Source organism: Colwellia marinimaniae (assembly GCF_002207865.1).
GTDB classification, from domain to species: Bacteria; Pseudomonadota; Gammaproteobacteria; order Enterobacterales; family Alteromonadaceae; genus Colwellia; species Colwellia marinimaniae.
In genome coordinates, this window is record NZ_BDQM01000587.1 from 1 (window position 1) to 205 (window position 205).

Consider the following 205-nt stretch of genomic DNA (forward strand, 5'->3'; position numbering starts at 1 on the left):
AATGGCAGGGATAAGAGGATTTGAACCTCTGAATGACGGGATCAAAACCCGCTGCCTTACCGCTTGGCTATATCCCTACTGGGAGGTAATTACATTGCAGTTTTTTTATAACTAAATAACATCATAAAAAATGGCAGGGATAAGAGGATTTGAACCTCTGAATGACGGGATCAAAACCCGCTGCCTTACCGCTTGGCTATATCCC

The 205-nt window shown here is 43.4% G+C and carries 1 tRNA gene; it reads right to left on the bottom strand.

Features of this window, described 5'->3' with window-relative positions:
* Window positions 1–2: 2 nt before the first annotated feature.
* Window positions 3–77, bottom strand: a tRNA-Gln gene (locus MTCD1_RS20585).
* Window positions 78–205 lie beyond the last annotated feature (128 nt).